13 protein-coding genes are annotated in these 14,224 nt (G+C 45.3%); 9 read left to right on the top strand and 4 right to left on the bottom strand.

Annotated elements, in window-relative coordinates:
- Positions 1-68 precede the first annotated feature (68 nt).
- Together EYQ95_RS11955 and EYQ95_RS11960 are read left to right on the top strand one after the other, a co-directional pair.
- A complete protein-coding gene (locus tag EYQ95_RS11955; protein ID WP_111916187.1) occupies positions 69-719 on the top strand; it encodes an RluA family pseudouridine synthase in 651 nt (216 codons plus the stop codon).
- 59 nt (positions 720-778) lie between these two features.
- Complete coding sequence (locus tag EYQ95_RS11960) at positions 779-1,573, top strand: DUF3530 family protein (RefSeq protein WP_111916188.1); 795 nt, start codon at positions 779-781, stop codon at positions 1,571-1,573.
- On the opposite strand, the gene djlA is transcribed toward EYQ95_RS11960, so the two are convergent.
- Genes djlA through EYQ95_RS11975 form a run of 3 tightly spaced genes read right to left on the bottom strand, consistent with a single transcriptional unit; the run spans position 1,570 to position 4,085 of the window.
- The gene (gene djlA, locus EYQ95_RS11965; protein ID WP_111916189.1) at positions 1,570-2,382 is read right to left on the bottom strand and encodes a co-chaperone DjlA; all 813 of its coding nucleotides are present in this window, start codon (positions 2,380-2,382) and stop codon (positions 1,570-1,572) included. The two genes, EYQ95_RS11960 and djlA, sit on opposite strands and share 4 nt — an antisense overlap.
- A gap of 3 nt (positions 2,383-2,385) precedes the next feature.
- Positions 2,386-3,057: an N-acetylmuramate alpha-1-phosphate uridylyltransferase MurU gene (murU, locus tag EYQ95_RS11970; RefSeq protein ID WP_111916190.1), complete on the bottom strand. Its 672-nt coding sequence runs from the start codon at positions 3,055-3,057 to the stop codon at positions 2,386-2,388.
- On the bottom strand, positions 3,054-4,085 hold the full coding sequence (locus EYQ95_RS11975; protein ID WP_165831997.1) for an aminoglycoside phosphotransferase family protein: 1,032 nt from the start codon (positions 4,083-4,085) through the stop codon (positions 3,054-3,056). The genes murU and EYQ95_RS11975 overlap by 4 nt, the downstream gene beginning before the upstream one ends.
- A 225-nt stretch (positions 4,086-4,310) precedes the next feature.
- Between EYQ95_RS11975 and EYQ95_RS11980 the strand changes: the two genes are divergently transcribed.
- From EYQ95_RS11980 to EYQ95_RS12010, 7 genes are read left to right on the top strand one after another with little or no spacing between them, the layout of a single operon-like run.
- The gene (locus EYQ95_RS11980) at positions 4,311-6,536 is read left to right on the top strand and encodes an LPS-assembly protein LptD (RefSeq protein WP_165924714.1); all 2,226 of its coding nucleotides are present in this window, start codon (positions 4,311-4,313) and stop codon (positions 6,534-6,536) included.
- Between the two features lie 10 nt (positions 6,537-6,546).
- Positions 6,547-7,839 carry a peptidylprolyl isomerase SurA gene (gene surA, locus EYQ95_RS11985; protein WP_111916193.1) on the top strand — a complete coding sequence of 431 codons (1,293 nt, stop codon included), beginning with the start codon at positions 6,547-6,549 and terminating at the stop codon, positions 7,837-7,839.
- On the top strand, positions 7,836-8,828 hold the full coding sequence (gene pdxA / locus EYQ95_RS11990; protein WP_111916194.1) for a 4-hydroxythreonine-4-phosphate dehydrogenase PdxA: 993 nt from the start codon (positions 7,836-7,838) through the stop codon (positions 8,826-8,828). The genes surA and pdxA overlap by 4 nt, the downstream gene beginning before the upstream one ends.
- The gene (rsmA, locus tag EYQ95_RS11995; RefSeq protein WP_111916195.1) at positions 8,821-9,624 is read left to right on the top strand and encodes a 16S rRNA (adenine(1518)-N(6)/adenine(1519)-N(6))-dimethyltransferase RsmA; all 804 of its coding nucleotides are present in this window, start codon (positions 8,821-8,823) and stop codon (positions 9,622-9,624) included. The genes pdxA and rsmA overlap by 8 nt, the downstream gene beginning before the upstream one ends.
- A gap of 3 nt (positions 9,625-9,627) precedes the next feature.
- The gene (gene apaG, locus EYQ95_RS12000) at positions 9,628-10,005 is read left to right on the top strand and encodes a Co2+/Mg2+ efflux protein ApaG (RefSeq protein ID WP_111916196.1); all 378 of its coding nucleotides are present in this window, start codon (positions 9,628-9,630) and stop codon (positions 10,003-10,005) included.
- A gap of 14 nt (positions 10,006-10,019) precedes the next feature.
- Positions 10,020-10,826: a symmetrical bis(5'-nucleosyl)-tetraphosphatase gene (locus EYQ95_RS12005; protein ID WP_111916197.1), complete on the top strand. Its 807-nt coding sequence runs from the start codon at positions 10,020-10,022 to the stop codon at positions 10,824-10,826.
- Positions 10,827-10,876: 50 nt separating this feature from the next.
- Positions 10,877-12,877, top strand: coding sequence for a methyl-accepting chemotaxis protein (locus tag EYQ95_RS12010; protein ID WP_111916198.1), 2,001 nt, complete (start codon positions 10,877-10,879; stop codon positions 12,875-12,877).
- A 59-nt stretch (positions 12,878-12,936) separates the two neighbouring features.
- Here the strand turns inward: EYQ95_RS12010 and tyrS are convergent, their stop codons facing one another.
- A complete protein-coding gene (gene tyrS / locus EYQ95_RS12015) occupies positions 12,937-14,136 on the bottom strand; it encodes a tyrosine--tRNA ligase (protein ID WP_111916199.1) in 1,200 nt (399 codons plus the stop codon).
- Positions 14,137-14,224 lie beyond the last annotated feature (88 nt).

Below are 14,224 nucleotides of genomic sequence, written 5' to 3' on the forward strand. Positions count from 1 at the left end.
TAATGACATCGATTAAATTTTTTTGAAAACATTGTTACAATTCGCCGCATATTCGCAACGAGGCTGTCATGTTTGTCTATAACCCACCTACGGAGCCTTGGCTCGAATTTATTTACCGCGACGAAGACATCATAGTTGTGAACAAGCCGCCCGGCTTACTCACCGTCCCAGGCAAAGATATTCAGCATAAAGACAGTGTATACACCCGAGTAACCACGAGTTTACCCAGCGCACGAATTATTCATCGCCTCGACATGGCTACCTCTGGGATACTTGTTATGGCCTTGCATAAAAAAGCTCAAGGTGAAATGGGTAAGCAGTTTGAAAAACGCACCGTGCATAAAACCTACGAAGCAGAAGTGTTGGGGAAGCTCGCAGAACATGAAGGAATGGTGAATTTACCTCTTCGGTGTGACTGGCCCAACCGACCTAAGCAAATGGTTGATCACGAAGAAGGAAAACCTGCGCAAACGAACTTCAAAGTGTTGTCGCATCAAACGAACTCAACAAGAGTAGAACTCAAACCTATTACGGGCCGCTCTCACCAATTGCGCGTTCATATGTTGTCTTTAGGACATCCGATTTTAGGTGACCGATTATATGGTGAACCCGTCGCAGTTAAACAATCACCGCGGTTGTTGTTGCATGCAAGAGAAATTGAGTTTCACCACCCCATAACAAACGAACCCATGTGTTTCGAGATTCCGACACCATTTTAAACGTCGCATTTTTTCGTTAAATCATTCCAGATATCTAAGTCTTTGCCGATACTAAACGTATGAGCAAATACTTAATGTTACCGCTATTTATAATCTTTTATATTTCCCAGCCTTTACAGGCCGGGCAAGACGATCTTGCCTATTATTTGCCGCCGCACGAATACTTTTGGTTAGGTGATAGTGAAGAATCGCGCTATTTAGTTTTGCATCGAGAAAACCAGCTTCCTTTCTTACGCGGAGCAGCCATTATTCTTCCGGATTGGGGCTTTCACCCACTCACAACAACATATTCAAAAATGTCTTACCAAGCCATGCCACAGTATGGCTGGGAAACCTTAGCAGTTCATGCGCCCACTTCTGACTTATCGACCTTCCCATGGCAAACCGAGAATGGTACTCCGTACCCAACCGCAGCAGAGGACCGTGAGCTTGATGACATTAGGCAGCAAGTACTTACTCGTGTCGAAGCTGTAATGACTCATTTAGCGGATGAACCTGGCTTTAGGATTCTTATTAGCGAAGGGGTTTCAGCAGGCATAGTTATAGACTTAATAAGTCGCGGTGAACTTACTGATATTGATGCGTTAGTAGTGATTAATCCTAATATTCCGCAATGGCAGCTCAATCGTGAGATGAGTCGAAAATTAGCTCGACTCGACATTCCTACGCTTGACCTTCAAAGTTCAGAAGCAACCCATTGGAGTTTAGAAGAAGCCGAGCGCAGAGTCATGTTAGCCAGTCGCTACCAACATATGGGTTATCGCCAACGCGGATTAAGCCCACAAACCCATCGTCAAAATGAGCATACATTTGCGCAAGTCATTTATGGTTGGCTAAGTTACGAAGGGTTCTAACTTTTTTCTCTTACCGTCTTAATAAAATTGTAAGCCGACTGGATTTCTTGAGCTTTGTGAGTCGCAGACTTCACTACTTCGGCTGGCAGGCCTTGTGACGCGAGCTTATCAGGGTGATGTTCTCGCATCAGTTTTCTATAGCTTCGCTTCAGTTCTTCGTCGCTACACTGACTTTTAACCCCAAGCGCTTCATAAGCCGCAGCTAAACGCTCAGTATTGCGTTGTTTATGTGTTGAAGCGTTTCGCTCGAACTTTTTCCGCCCGATAACCATACTTATAAAACGTTCAACATCGGCCTTTTCAAAGTCTAAGTAAGAGGCTGCTCTAACTAATGTTTTTAGCGTTTGGTTGTCGTGAGATTGTGCAGCGACAGACAGCCCAACTAAATACTCTAAATAGAGCAATTGCATGTCACGTCGGCCGTGATGATCTTCCTGAAATTGTTTGAGGACCTGGCGCACCGGAAAGTCTTTACTTTTCCCCTCTCGGAATGCAGCTTGAGCTTCCTTCGTAAAAGTTCGGTCTAAACCAAACTCTTCCATTAAACTTTGTGACGCTCGAATATCTTGTTGCGTGACATGCCCTTTCGCTTTAGCGATATGGCCGGCAACAGAAAACAGCGCGTACAAAAATGAAGCTTCACTTTCCGCCTTTTTATCACCTTCAAAAAAGGCACCAAAGCCACCTTTGCCGTATAGATTTTTGCCGTACTGCCAGTCGAACCAAGCGCCCAAAAGAAAGCCGACGACAGCTCCAGGTAGTCTGGCCAACAAAGCTCCTAACAATATACCCAGTATTTTTCCCGTCACCGTTTACTCACTTTCCTCAATTGATGCGTTGATCGCCTGCAACCGTTCCGGCGTGCCTACGTCAGTCCAAGCCCCTTGATATAATTGACCAGAAACATAGCCTCCAGTAATTGCTTGATCAAAAATGGGTTTGAGCGCTAAAAAAGAGTCGGTGATACCCGTAAATAGTTCAGGACGAAGCACGCTCATTCCGGAAAACGTATACCTAGCACCACTGTTCACAACTTTGTTTTGCACTAAACCGAAATCTCCGCTTTCGTTATGGCTCGGATTTTCAACCAGCACTAAGTGAGCAAGCTCATCCGAGGGCAGCTCAGGAAAGCGCTGAAAGTCGAAATCAGTCCAAATATCACCGTTTACAACAATAAAAGGAGCGTCACCGAGCATAGGCAGTGCCCGAACAATACCGCCTGCGGTTTCCAAGCCACCTTCCGGCTCTTCTGAATAGTGAATATTAACGCCCCAACGTTCGCCACCTCCAAGCGTACTAATGACTTGCTGAGGCAACCAAGCAACATTAATAACAATGTCGGTAACGCCCATGCGCTTCAATTTCTCAATATGCCAAACGATAAGAGGCTTCCCTCCGACCTTAAGCAATGGCTTAGGGCAATGGTCCGTTAGCGGCTGCATTCGTTTGCCGCGCCCCGCAGCGAGAATCATCGCAGTTTTCATGAGCTAACCTTATTTAATGCCGGTACAACTCTGCTTTTTAACCAGTCATGATATTCGGCACATTCAGGGTATTGAGCTGAAACAGCTAATAAATAATTCACAGTATGAGGTATATCGTTTAAGTAACCCGCTTTGCCGTCTCGCAAAAACAACCGTGCAAAAATACCACTTGCTTTAGTATGACGCTGCATACCCATCCAGTCGAAATCAGACTGAAATTGTGCGGCACTGCATGAAGAGTTTAATAAGTTGTGCTTTCTTAAAGTATCGAAACCATATCCCAGCAAGTTCTCGACAAGTTCTGCTGGCCAATCTACATAACAGTCTCTCACTAAGCTCACCAGATCATAACTAATAGGTCCAACTACCGCGTCTTGGAAGTCGATAGCCACGAGTTCGTTCTGTTCGTTTACCATAAGGTTTCGTGAGTGATAATCACGATGTACGCCAACCTGTTGCTGAGCAAGAGCTTTCTGAGTAAGTTGAGTACTAAACTCGGTCCACAGCTTCAGCTCTTCATGATCCAGCGTTAAACCCAGATACTGCTCGAGTAGCCAGTCCTTAAACAATGCGTTTTCGCGCGCCAGCAGCTCTTCGTTGTAGGGCGGTAAATCGCCTTGGCGAGTGCCTGTAACAGCCATAACTCCCGGCAACAAATCAATTGCTTGTTTATACCTTTGCGTAACGGCTTCAATATTGTTGTTGGTATCTGAAAGCAGTAAACGATCTCCAATATCTTCAAGCAACATTGCGCCGAGGTTTTCGTCTGAAAGATAAATACGCGGAACCCGAACACCCTGTTCTTCATAAGCCATCGCCACAGACACAAACGGCTCTAAAGACTCAGGAGGTGGAGCATCAACTAGAACTAACGTACTTTTCTCTGCATCATCTCTCAATTTCCCTGAAACTCGAAAATACTTACGAAAACTGGCATCGCCCGCTAGCAACTCTATGTTTTCAATCGATATAAGTTCACTTTTATTTATCCATTGTTTCAGGAACTCTTGACGATTTTCACTACTCATAAAGGATCTCGAAGTTAAAATATTTTGAGAACACGATAAAAACTTTTTCGTGCCTTTAAAATGGCATCTTATCAAATAGCCGCATGAAGAAAATTGCTTTATCATAGGCGGTTATAAAATAGATAAACAACATGAGTTTCAATGGTCGTTAGACACCTCACTATTCTAATTGCATCTGCCGTATCATTAAGTGCCCATGCACAAGCACTTGATACGCGTTCGCCCGTGTCTAACCAAGAACCTCAGTCGTCATCTTCACTTTTTACTCAGCAATGTTCTGCAGACCCAGACTGGCTGCCATCTGATGAGGTTTTCAATGGTGAGAGTCAGCCAGGTAGTGTTGATGTATGGGCTGATTATGCGGAAATTACCGGCAACCGAAACGCCTTATATTCGGGTAATGTCGCTTTCAGGCAGGAAAACCAATGGTTACTCACCGAGAGCGCAGAAGTAGATCAGTTTACCGGAGAAATTAAAGCCTTTGACGGTATTCGATACGGTGACGGCTACATTGCAATTCGAGCAGAGGAAATTACAGCTGACATGGAGCGGCAGAATGCGCACGTAGGCGCAGCCGAGTATGTCATGTTGAGAAACTCCGCGCATGGTCGAGCCGAGTCTATCGACATTGATGCGCAAGCTGGACAACGCAGTGTTCGTTTGGGGGGAAGTAGTTTTACCACTTGTCCCGGAGAAAATCCTGCGTGGCAAATTATTGCTCAAGACATTGAAATGAACGAGCAAGAGTCGTGGGGAACGGCTCGGAATGCTCAGTTCAGAGTGTTTAATATTCCCCTACTTTATATTCCTAAGTTTACTTTTCCACTCACTGACGAGCGTAAAACAGGACTGCTTTACCCGACAGTGAAAAGTACCTCAAGAAACGGAATTGAAGTTGAGACACCTTGGTACATTAACCTAGCGCCGAATGAAGACCTCACAATTACCCCACGCTACATGAGTGAACGTGGGTTAATGATGATGACCGAGTATCGAACCTTAGACGAAACCACCTCCAATCAATTTAATATCGAGTATTTAAGCTCTGACAAAAAGCAAGACGATCGGGCTGACCGATATGCCTTCAGACTCGAGTCATTTACTGAGTTTAACGATGAATTTACGGGCTATATCGAAGTTATGGAGGTTAGTGATAGCGGGTATATCAACGACTTTACCAGCGAGTTTGCCAATCGGGCAGACGCCCATTTATATCGCCGCGCGCAACTTAACTACAAAGCCGAAAATATAGAAGCTCAGTTTCAAATAGAAGACTTCCAAATGTTAGGGCCATACACCAGCCCTTACAGAACAGTTCCTCGTATCAGCTACATGCAAACGATGCCATTTGCCAACCATACAGAAGTCTCTTTATTCAGTGAGTTTACTCATTTCCGTAATTCAGAAAACGCGGATGACTACGCCACTCGCTTACACTTAGAACCAAAACTTTCATTTGCGTGGCAAAGACCCGGCTGGGACGTTGAAAGTGACTTAAGCTACTACCTTACCCATTACGAACAAAGTAATGACCTTTCAGGAAGAGACCGGTCAATTACTCGCGGTTTGCCTCAGCTTAGAGCGCGTGCTCGTATTCATTTAGAACGTTCTCTCGACGAGAGCGGACGTATGCAAACGCTATCTCCCCAAATACAATACTTGTATGTTCCATATGAAGACCAAAGCGAAATAGGAATATACGACACTATTTTAATTCAAGACGACTACTACAGCCTATTCCGCCCAAGGCGATTTGCTGGCTTAGACCGTATAGCCGACGCACACCAAGTAACGCTTGGAGCCTCAACCAGCTATTTCGCAGATACAGGCCAAGAATTACTTCGGTTTAGTTTGGGACAAATTTTCTACTTGGACGAAAGCCAAACACAACTTTTTGACGAGTCGAGCAGAATAACTGCAAGTAATTCGGAACTTTCTGGCGAACTTGATTTCCGAGTGTCTGACAATTGGTATTTTAGTAGCGCAATTCAATACGACACGACCTTAGAATTGGCGCGCAAGGCAAGACTAGCCGCAGAATATCGAAAAGATAGCGAGAACTTGGTACAGTTTAACTATCGACGTGTTCGTGGCCTAACCGAAGCCAACCAGCAAGTGGAGCAAGTAGGTGTGGTATCGGCGTGGCGGTTAAACCAAGACTGGGTGCTCGCGTCACATTTATACCAAGACATTAGAGAAGGCACGACTATGGATGCTCTTCTCGCATTACAGTATGAAAGTTGTTGCTGGTCTTTGAGACTAAGTGCTTACCGTCGCATAAACCGTAGGTTCGACATTACGGTTCCTGGCGATAACGTGCCTGACGCACGTTTCGACAACGGGTTAAGTTTACAGTTTATGTTAACTGGACTGGGCGGTGGTGGCGGAATAATTAATATGCTGCAACAAAGTATTTTCGGATACCGAAGACCTTTTTATTTAAACGATTGATGGAAGAAGTATGAAGCAATTTAAGGTAATGATCGCCAGCTTGATCTTGGCATTTTCGGTGACAAGTACACCAAGCAATGCACAGATGAGCGATCGCATCGCAATTGTCGTGGACAACGGCGTAGTATTGGAAAGCGAAGTTCAAGATATGATGGGCAAAGTACGCTCTGAACTTCAGGCTTCAAGCCGCTCACTGCCTTCAAGCTCAGCGCTTAGAACCCAAGTTACAGAGCGTCTGATTGCAGAAGCTTTGCAACTTCAAATGGCGGAACGCATGGGCCTTGTCATTAACGATGCTCAACTAGACCAAGCAATCACGGGTATTGCCGGTGAAAATAATTTAACACTAGACCAAATGCGTACCCAAATTGAGCGAGAAGGTCAAAGCTGGAGAGCGTATCGAGAAGACATTCGCAAGCAAATTGTGATTCAAGAAGTACAGCGTATTGCTATTCAGCGTCGTATTTACATGAGTCCGCAAGAAGTAGACATGCTCGTGAATATGATTAAAGAGCAAGGCGGTTCTCAAACGGAATACAACATCGGCCACATTCTTATTCGTACCCAAGACGAAAATGGCGAGCAAGATATGAACGCATCGTTAGCTCGTGCAGAACAAGTTCTAGAGTTGCTAGAAGCAGGAGAACCGTTTGAAGATATAGCTATATCTGCATCGTCGGCGTCGAATGCTCTTGAGGGTGGCGACATGGGATGGCTCACTTTAAACGCCATGCCTACTTTGTTCGCAGAAGCAGTTGAAGCAAACAATCAACCTGGCGCAGTTCTTGGTCCATTAAGAAGCGGCGTGGGTTATCACATCTTGAAAGTTCATGATGTTCGAGGATTACAACAGGCTCAGGTTGAAGAAGTGCGCTCGCGTCACATCTTAATTCGCCCTTCAGTTATTTTGTCTGAAGAGCGTGTTCAACAGATGCTTTCTGAGTTTAAACAGCAACTAGAAAGTGGTGAAGCAGACTTTGCTGAACTAGCACGCGAACACTCAAGTGACACAGGTTCAGCGCAAAATGGCGGTGACTTAGGCTTTGCAGACCCAAGCGTATTTGTACCTGAGTTTCGTGACCGTATTCAGAGTATGGAAATTGGCGTAATTAGTGAGCCTTTCAGAAGTACACATGGCTGGCACATTGTGGAAGTACTCGAGCGCAGAACTCAAGACATTACAGAACAGCGTATTCGAGAGCGCGCACAACAGTTACTTTATCGCCGTAAGTTCAGTGAAGAACTTAACATTTGGTTACAGGAAATTAGAGACGAAGCATACGTAGAGTTCGTAACCGAATGACACCACGTTTAGCGATAACTCCGGGTGAACCTGCGGGAATAGGTCCGGACTTAGTGGTTCAGCTGGCCCAGTTTGATTGGCCGGCTGAACTTGTCGTTATCGCTGACAAAAAACTCCTTCAAGAACGAGCGCAGCAACGTGGAATTGATCTGACATTTCGAGACTTCGATGTAAGCCAACCTGCTCGTTCATCTGAAGCCGGTGAAGTGACTATTTATAACGTTTCACTAGCAACGCAAGTAGAACCAGGCACTCTAAACGCTGAAAATGGTCCTTATGTGGTAGAAACATTGCGCGTAGCGAGTGAGATGAACCTGCACGGACAATGTGATGCTGTAGTCACCGGACCTGTACATAAAGGCATTATTAACGACTCCGGCGTCGCGTTTAGTGGGCATACCGAATATTTCGCCCACCAAGCAGGATGCTCAGATGTCGTTATGATGCTCGCTACCGAAGGCTTAAGAGTGGCGTTAGTAACTACTCACATACCCTTAGCCTACGTTTCTAAAGCCATTACTCAAGATCGTTTAACCAAGGTTATTGATATTATTCACAACGACTTGCAAGACAAGTTTGGTATCAAGAAACCACATATTCTAGTGTGTGGGCTTAATCCACATGCAGGTGAAGGCGGGCATTTAGGCCGAGAAGAAATAGAGGTTATTACACCGACACTCGAAGCCTTAATAGAAGAGAAAGGGTACCGCCTTTCAGGTCCTCTTCCTGCGGACACATTGTTTCAGCCTAAATACTTAGAAGATGCAGACGTTGTTCTCGCCATGTTTCATGATCAAGGCCTTCCTGTATTAAAATATAAAGGGTTCGGCAACGCTGTGAACATTACCCTTGGTTTACCCTTTATTCGCACTTCAGTAGACCATGGAACCGCATTAGACCTCGCGGGTAGCGGAGCTATAGACATAGGCAGTTTTAAATTAGCCATTGAGCAAGCAATCTCGATGGTGAAGAGTAAAAAATATGAATAATTCATTAGACGGTCACAGAGCCCGAAAAAGGTTTGGTCAGAACTTTCTGAATGACCAACAAGTTATCGACAATATTGTTGCGGCCATTCGACCCCAAGATGGTGAGGCTCTAGTTGAGATAGGTCCTGGCCTGGCTGCACTAACGCTTCCAGTCGCGGAAAGCATTCAGAAATTGCATGTAGTTGAACTCGACCGCGACTTAGCCGACCGACTAGAAAGCCACCCCACTATTGGCGATCGAGTTATTGTTCACCGTAGTGATGCGCTGAAGTTCAACTTCATAGAACTTAGTGAACAGTTAGGGCAACCCTTGCGTGTATTTGGTAATTTGCCTTACAACATTTCAACCCCACTTATTTTTCATCTACTGAATTCTGCGGAACACATACAAGACATGCATTTTATGCTGCAGAAAGAGGTCGTTGACCGCATGGCGGCGGGTCCTGGTAGCAAAACATTTGGCCGCTTGTCGGTGATGGTACAGCAGCGCTGCAAAGTAGAGCCTGTACTTCATGTACCGCCTCATGCATTTACACCAGCCCCAAAAGTCGATTCGGCAGTGGTTAGGCTAACCCCTTATGCAAACCCTCCCTATCCAGTAGAGAATTTGGCAACATTGAATCATGTTTGTCATACGGCTTTTCATCAACGCCGGAAAACACTGCGGAATAACTTGAAGAAATTAATGTCTGAAGAGCAAATCATTGAGTTAGGGCTATCGCCGTCGGCACGCCCTGAGACACTAGCCGTGAGTGATTTTGTAAAAATAGCAAATTGGGTAGAACAGCAAAGTTAAAACATGAGTGAAGTAGAAGTTGGCTTAAAGATTAAAACCAAGTACTTGTCTGGTCAGTCTAAACCTGATGAAGACTACTACGTATTTGCATATACCATTACGATTACCAATCAGTGCCCAGAAGTCATTCAGCTGCTCACCCGGGAGTGGACAATTACTGACGCGGACGGCAAAGTAACTGAAGTATCTGGCGAAGGTGTGGTAGGCCAACAACCCATGATAGGTCCGGGTAAGTCTTTCAGTTACACCAGTGGGGCTGTACTCAAAACTCCAATTGGAACTATGGAAGGTCAATACGGCATCATCACTTTAAATGACAGCAACCCTGTCGATATTCCTATTCCGTGCTTTCGTTTGGCTGTTCCTACACTCCTGCATTAAATTAAAGGGTTATTATGAGCGCATACATTGTCGGAGACATCCATGGCTGTGAGCGCACATTAAAGAAGCTCCTTGCGGAATTACAGTTTAACCCCAGTAAAGATACATTGTGGTCGGTAGGTGACCTTATTGGTCGAGGACCGAGAGCACTCGAAACACTTGAATATTTAATGGGGCTGGGGAATTCGTTTCGCTGTGTCTTGGGCAACCATGACCTACACTTTTTGGCCGTTGCCCATGGCATAAAGCCACAAAACCCAAAGGACAATACTCAAGCCATTCTTTCGAGCTCCAAATTCAACTTGATTGAAAGTTGGTTAAGAGAGCAACCTTTACTCGACAAAAAATCGGATAAATTTGCGATTGTTCACGCTGGAATCCACCCAGCTTGGAACCTAGAACTCGCCAGTCAGCTAGCGGATGAAGTTAGTAAGTCCTTACAGTCAAAAGATTTCAAAAAAATATTAGAAAATATGTATGGCAACAAACCGGAAAATTGGTCCTTAAGTTTATCTGAATTAGACCGATACCGATTTATAATCAACGTTTTAACGCGTATGCGGTATTTAAGACCCGATCAGTCGTTAGAGTTGAGCTGGAAAGCACCGACTGACAAAGCAAAGCCAGAGCCATTAGAACCGTGGTATACTTTCTGGCCAGCAGTCCCTCAAACTATTTTTTTTGGTCATTGGGCTGCGCTCGCTGGAAAAACTCAGCGAAACGATATTATAGGATTAGACACTGGTTGTGTGTGGGGTGAAAACCTAACCATTTACGACTGGAGCAAGCAAGAAAGAATTTCGCTAGCCAATTGCGACTAAAAGCAAGCTTGCGATGAACACCAAGACACCGGCTATATTTGGAGCTGTTTATGAAGATAACTGTTGCCCTGCGAATTATAGGTGGCTTTGCTGTAATCACAGCACTACTGTTCGTGATAAGTGTAAGCTCGTTTGTTGGCTTACGCAGCATTGGTTCCTCTAATGAAGAAGTTAATACAGTTGCGGTACCTTCACTGACGGGTGCAGGCGACGTTCAAGCTCAACTACTGAAAATCAGTAATATCGAGCTTGAAACGTTCTACGCGCAAGATGTGGACGCTGTTACACAAGCTAGAACGCGTTTTGAGGAAAACCAAAACCAATTAGAGCGTTCGTTTAGCACATTAAACAGAATTCTTCGCGAAGCCGGTCATAGTACAAACATTCAAGAAGTAGAAAACAGAGCGACGAACCTTACTCGTGAAACTCTTGAGGTTATAGACGCTCAAGAACAGTACCTTACGCTAACAGCAAGCACCGAAGACCTTATTCTCGACGTTGAATTCTCGGCTGGCGACGCCGCTATGAGTTTGATCGACTTCACAGACCAAGACGGTATTTCTCGAGAGCTATTTAACCAAGCAGGTCAGTTAGAAAATACTTTAAACAGCCTGATCACTCTAGGTTATGACTTCTTGGAAGTAGAAGAACTGGGTCGCGCCGAAATTATTCGCAGCGAAATCCAAGTTGCGCAAGAAACACTAGCGACACGCTTCGAAGCAGTTCGCGCACTAGCTCCAAATAGTGAACTTCTTGGCAATGTGCAAAGAGACATGCAATCTGCGCAGGACTCTTTAATTGGTTCAAGTGGTAGCTTAGTAGAAACCAAGGAAAGAGCGCTGCGTCTAAGAGAGCGTGCGAATGAGATCGTTTCAAACAACGCCAACAGAATGGATACGCTTCTGCAAGACTTAGCTACGTTGCAAAGCCAGGTTCAAGAAATTGCGGATCAAACTAAAACCGATGCGGAAAGTGTCATCACGCGTAGCAGTGTTATTAATATTATTCTAACCATCGTATCTATAGCGCTTGCAGCGGGTATTAGTTTCCTTACTGTTCGTGCAATTACCCGTCCACTTAGCGAAGTTAACACGGTGTTAGATACTCTAGCTGGCGGCGACTTAACGCAGCGTCTGGATGACTCTGGCCAAGATGAGTTCGGCGAGTTGGCGACCTATGTTAATAAGCTCATCGATAACCTACGAGCGCTTATTGAAGGCATCTCAGAAAGAGCAACACAGCTTGCAACTGCAGCCGAGCAGTCGTCTGGAGTTTCAGCCGAAAGCCGCAATGCTATCCAAGAGCAGCGTAGCCAAGTTGAACAGGTAGCTACAGCGACACAAGAGATGACAAGCACTTCCGCTGAAGTTGCACGCGCTGCAACCGACGCGTTACGCGAAATTCAGCATTCGGACGAAGAAGCAGGTCGCGTGAAGGTTATTTCTGACGAAAACCGCAGAACGATTGAAGGTCTTGCTCGCGAAATTCAAAATGCCTCTGAAGTGATTAACCAATTGTCAGAAAACAGCTCGAACATAGGCGGTATTCTTGACGTAATCCGAGGCATTGCAGACCAGACTAACTTGCTAGCACTAAACGCTGCTATCGAGGCTGCACGTGCAGGTGAACAAGGTCGTGGATTCGCAGTGGTTGCCGACGAAGTACGCACATTGGCAAGCCGCACGCAGCAGTCTACAGAAGAAATTCAGTCTATGATTGAAAGCCTACAAACCGACTCTGGGCGTGCCGTTGAGGTGATGGACCGAGGCCGTACGCAGGCAGAAACTTGTGTTACGCAAACCGAAGAAGCAGCTGCGGCATTGCAAGCCATTACCGACTCTGTTCATCAAGCATCTGACAGCAGTACGCACATTGCTACTGCCGCAGAGCAGCAAAACGCAACAAGCCAAGAGATTAGTGAGAAGCTTGAGCAAATCGTTGCAATTGCAGAACGAGCAGAATCAGGAGCGCTTCAAACCGACGAGGCAAGTGCTGAAGTGGCGCGGTTGTCAGCGGAAATGCAAGACTCTATTCGAACCTTCCGCTTGTAAGCAGAAACTTGATACAAAAAACCCGCCAATCGGCGGGTTTTTTATTTGAGTTTAATTTATTAGAGCTTAATTTTTGCAAACTTTCGTTTGCCTACCTGATAAACGTGCTCACTATTCAATTCACATCTAAACTTGGTGTCTGAAACTTTCTCACCATCTATTTTCACAGCGTTCTGTTTAATCATGCGCATCGCTTCCGAAGTAGAGGCAACCAAACCTGCTTGCTTAAGCACCGAGGCTAACCCTAACTGTTCTTCTTCTAACGTTAGTGTTACTTCTGGCATATCGTCTGGAATTGCATTCTTTTGGAAGCGCTGAATGAAGTCTTGCTCTGCTTTATCCGCATCTTCCTGAGAATGAAAGCGTGCAATAAGTTCTTTCGCTAGCATGATCTTCGCATCACGAGGGTTCATGCCCTGCTCTACTTTTTCGCGAATTTCAGCAAGCTCTTGATCAGACTTGAAGCTTAGAAGCTCAAAGTAGCGCCACATCAAGTCGTCAGAAGCTGACATAACCTTACCAAACATATCGTTAGGTGCGTCTGTAATGCCGATATAGTTGCCTAAAGACTTCGACATTTTTTGTACACCATCTAAGCCTTCTAAGAGAGGAAGCGTAATAACAGTCTGCGGCTCTTGCCCTTCTTCACGCTGCAATTCTCGACCCATAAGCAAGTTGAAACGTTGGTCGGTCCCACCTAATTCGATATCCGCCTTCAGCGCTACTGAATCCCAACCTTGAACAAGTGGGTAAAGGAATTCATGAATCGCGATAGCCTGGCCTTCTTTGTAACGCTTCTTGAAGTCGTCACGTTCGAGCATACGAGCAACGGTTTGTCGCGCAGCTAGCTTTGTCATGCCCGAAGCACCAAGCTCGTTCATCCATTCACTGTTAAAGCGCACTTCGGTTTTTTCTGCGTCGAGAACTTTAAACACTTGTTCTTTATAAGTTTCAGCATTGGCAATTACGTCTTCCCTACTAAGAGGTTTACGGGTTGCATTTTTTCCCGTGGGATCGCCTATCATGCCTGTGAAGTCGCCAATCAAGAAAATGACACGATGGCCTAGATCTTGAAAAACACGCAGTTTATTTAATAACACAGTGTGGCCCAAATGAAGGTCGGGAGCAGTTGGGTCGAAGCCTGCCTTTACCGTTAAAGGCTTGCCCTTACTCAATTTTTTCTCCAATTCTTCAGGTAACAATACCTCGTCGACCCCTCGCGAAATCATCGCAAGCGCATCGCTAACCGATGTCGTCATTATTTACTCCAAAAATTACTGAACTTTTCTGCAAACAAGTATTCTACTGTATTTGAATAACCGAGTGAAACGCAGAAGTGTTGCGTTC

The sequence above is a fragment of the Lysobacter sp. N42 genome (assembly GCF_004344885.1).